This window comes from Caballeronia terrestris (assembly GCF_001544515.1).
GTDB lineage: Bacteria > Pseudomonadota > Gammaproteobacteria > Burkholderiales > Burkholderiaceae > Caballeronia > Caballeronia terrestris.
Window position 1 is genome coordinate 1 of the sequence record NZ_FCOL02000200.1, and the last position, 3,478, is coordinate 3,478.

A 3,478-nucleotide genomic window follows, 5' to 3' on the forward strand; every position below is an offset into this window, starting at 1 on the left:
TGTTAGCGGCGGTGTAGAAGCGCTTAAAGATGGCGGCGCAAGGTTGAGTGAAACGTTCAACAATAAAGGGGCACCGCTGGCCCCTTTGTGATTGACGTGATGAGCAACGAGTTCGTCAGAACGGAGGGTTCTCTCCTTTTGGCGTATCGCAACAAGGTGCACGCCGCTCGGACAGCTTCTCGTGAAGCTGACATCCATAGAAGTCAGTGACGACTGCAAGCAGGTCCTCGAGCAGTTCGAACACGGCGAACGCCTGCTCGGGTGTCCAGTCTTCGGGCACGACGAACGGCAGGCCATACCGTCGGCCCGATGGCAGCAAGGGCGTTGGACTCATTCGTCCGCTCCTTCCTGTGCGCCGCTCTTCTTCGCCGCTCGCCTTCGGGAACGTGCTTCGGCGCGCTCGCGCGCTTCCTTGAGACGGTAGGATTCGCCCTCGATCGAGATGACCTCGGCGCGATGCACCAGCCGGTCCACCAGCGAGACGACGCAGGCGGCATTCGGGAACACCTCGGACCAGGCCGAGAACGGTTTGTTGGTCGTGACGATCGTAGAACGTGCCCCGTTTCTCCTGCTGATCAATTCGAACAGCAGGTCGGCATACCGGTTTGAGTACGACAGATAGCCGACTTCGTCGATACAGAGCAGTTCCGGCGTTGCGTAGTAGTGCAGACGCCGGCGCAACGCCGAATCGCTATCGAGCGCGGCAAGTTCGCCGAGCATTTCTCCGGCGGCCCTGAACAGCACGGTGTGGCCCTGGATGAGCGCCTGATGAGCCACGTTCTGCGCCAGCGTCGATTTACCCACGCCGTTCGGGCCGATGAACACGGCGTTGGTTGCCTCCCTGACGAACTCCAGTGACATCAGTTCATTGACAGCCACGCGATCGATTCGTTTGGGCCATTGCCAGTCGAAGTCGCCCAGCGACTTGAAGTCACCGAGCTTCGCGGCGCGGATGCGCCGCTGCAGGGATCGGTGGGTGCGCTCGTCCTCTTCCCACTGGATAAGCGGAGCGACCCATTCAGCGCCGCTTACTTCAGACCAGTGCCCGACCAGACCGTTCAGGCGCAACGTCTGCGCGCGTGCGAGCAGGATATCAGTGGTTTTCGGGTTCATGGTCACCATTGTCCGTGGTCAGTTGATCGTAGCTGTCGAGCCGGTGCGGCTGCACCGGCGTGTCCTTGCGCCGCACGTGCTCGGGCAGACTCATCGCGACCGGAGGCGGCTCACCGCGCTCGGCACGCCGGCGCTCCAGCGCCAGACGCACGGTGTTGGTGTGGGGTACGCCTGCCGCGAGCGCGTCCTCCACTGCGGCCTGCAGTTCGGCCGCGCCGTAACGCTCGAGCAGGCGCAGCAACCCGTTCGTGAGCGCGCCGAGGTTCGCGCCGCGCTCAGCCGCGCGCGTGAGCAGTAACTGGCTGGCCGGCACGGCCTTCGTCAGGCTGTTGACGCCGCGATGCTGGCTCGCCTGGCGTTTGCGTTCCTTGAGTTCATGGATGTGCCCGGGCAGTTCGATCTGCGCGTCGCGGTCATAGCTGCGGGGATGGCGGGCAATCACCTGGTCGCCGTCGAACACACGCACCTGCTGCAGATCGGCGCGTACCGTCAGCGTGCGACGCACATGCGCGGCAGGGATCGTGTAATCATTCAAATCAAAGCGCACGTACGGCGTCTTGCCGACCCTGACCTCGAGCTGCTCCTCCACGGGGTACGGGTTCTCCGGCAGCGGCAGCAGCAACGGCTGCTCCTTTGCGAAGGCCTCGCGTACCGTCATGGCGCGATCCTCCGGACATGGACGGTCGGCCGCCTGGGTACGACACCAGTGCTCAGCCTGTGCGTTCAGATCGTCGAGATCAGTGAAGGTGCGCGCCGCGAAGAACGCATCGCGTATATGGCGAATTGCCCGTTCGATCCTGCCTTTCTCGTTGCCGCGGTAAACCGCCACCGGTCGGGGCTCGAACCGGTAATGCGCGGCAAATGCGAGCAGCCTCGGGTTGAAGTGGATCGCATCACCCTGACGCTCGAGCACAGCACTTTTAAGATTGTCGTAAAGAATGACCTTTCCGAGGCCACCCCAGTGGGTGAACGCGCCGACATGACCACGCAGGAAGTTCTCCATCCGGGCATCGAGGAAGAAGCGCAGATAAAGGTCGCGTGAGTACGAAAGCACCATCACGAAGGCCATCAGCGGGCGCCGGGCCCGACCAATTTCCATGTGAGAGAAATGCGCCCAGTCGCATTGCATCTGCTCTCCCGGCAAGGTGCGCAGACGCAGGAAGGCCTCGGCCGCCCGACGCGGACGGCGTTGCGCAATCAGGTGCCGGAAGTGGTCCGGCGCGCCCTTGTAGCCGCGCTCGCGTACCATCGAGTACAGGCGGCTGGCCGTCAGCGTCGGGAACTTCTCCAGCGTCTGCTGGATGAACGGCAGGTACGGCTCAATCATTGAAGGGCGCGGCGGCGGTCCGTGCCTTGGCAGCCCCGCATGCGCGAGCACACGCTGCACCGTCTCGCGATGCACGCGCAACTGCTTCGCGATGGTGCCGCAGCGCCACTTTTCAACGTGATAGAAGCGCAGGATTTGTGCCTCCAGTTCAGCTTTGATGGTCATCAGGAATGTCTCCGCGATCGAAACAATAAACACGACGCGGACCTCGACGACGCACAAAGCCGGTACGCACGAACGGCGGCAGCAGGCCGCCACAACAGTGACAGCGCGGCCTTGCTGACGCCGCCGTCGCTGGCGCCGCCGTTGCACGATCATCGGATTGAACTGCAACGGCGGCGCCTGTCGTCAGGTCCGCTCGCAGTACATCATTCGAAGAGGGAGTAGGTGAACCGTGATGCGTCACGATTTTGCGTTGCGCCCGGTGGCGTCGGGCTCGCGCCGCATGAGCGAAGCGCCCACGACGGCCGCGCTGATAGCGTCGACCCGATTCGCGCACGCTGGCACGACGCGCTTCTCGGGCGCAATCACGGCAATAGCGATTGCCGCGATCACAACGACGGCAAATGAAGACCTGCGCCCGGCAACGGGCGCACACGAACAGGCGGCCCGTGGGCTGCAACCCACGGGGATTTCCTCGGGGCATCGGCGCTCCTTGATGAACGCCGAAGACCATCGACAGACCGCACCTGCCATGCAATACTTGACGCGCACAGGTGCGCCGGACCTGACATCCGGACTCAGTGTGGGCGCGGCATCGGTTGGACTCGCGAGGTCTTGATGACCGATGCCGCGCCTGTTTTTTCTTCGGCGAACCGCCTTTCTACCACGTGCCCGACTGTTCGCGCGACGCGACGCGGGGTGCGTCTCCAGTCGCCCTACGGGCTCCCTTCGACGCACCCCGCGTCAACGCCTCTTCAGTCTTACCCCGGTATTCCCAAGGCAAACAGCACCGCGTCTTATCTCCGCCTATGCCTATGTAACGCCGACGTCAACCTGACGCCGCCAGATTTGTGCGGATCTCCAGCACCATCGACA

At 63.3% G+C, this 3,478-nt stretch carries 3 protein-coding genes; all 3 read right to left on the bottom strand.

Going from position 1 to position 3,478, the window contains the following annotated elements; translation table 11 throughout:
• Positions 1-115: 115 nt before the first annotated feature.
• From AWB67_RS35175 to istA, 3 genes are read right to left on the bottom strand one after another with little or no spacing between them, the layout of a single operon-like run.
• A complete protein-coding gene (locus tag AWB67_RS35175) occupies positions 116-334 on the bottom strand; it encodes a hypothetical protein (RefSeq protein WP_087660520.1) in 219 nt (72 codons plus the stop codon).
• Entirely contained in the window at positions 331-1,113 is a 783-nt protein-coding gene (istB, locus tag AWB67_RS35180; protein ID WP_087650116.1) for an IS21-like element helper ATPase IstB, read from the bottom strand. Before istB ends, AWB67_RS35175 begins: the two co-directional genes overlap by 4 nt.
• Positions 1,094-2,773 carry an IS21 family transposase gene (gene istA / locus AWB67_RS35185; protein WP_445344250.1) on the bottom strand — a complete coding sequence of 560 codons (1,680 nt, stop codon included), beginning with the start codon at positions 2,771-2,773 and terminating at the stop codon, positions 1,094-1,096. Before istA ends, istB begins: the two co-directional genes overlap by 20 nt.
• Between the last annotated feature and the right edge of the window lie 705 nt (positions 2,774-3,478).

What these genes read in the sequence shown, in the direction of transcription:
- AWB67_RS35175 (WP_087660520.1), bottom strand. Translation starts at nt 334, where the DNA reads ATGAGTCCAACGCCCTTGCTGCCATCGGGCCGACGGTATGGCCTGCCG.
- istB (WP_087650116.1), bottom strand. Translation starts at nt 1,113, where the DNA reads ATGAACCCGAAAACCACTGATATCCTGCTCGCACGCGCGCAGACGTTG.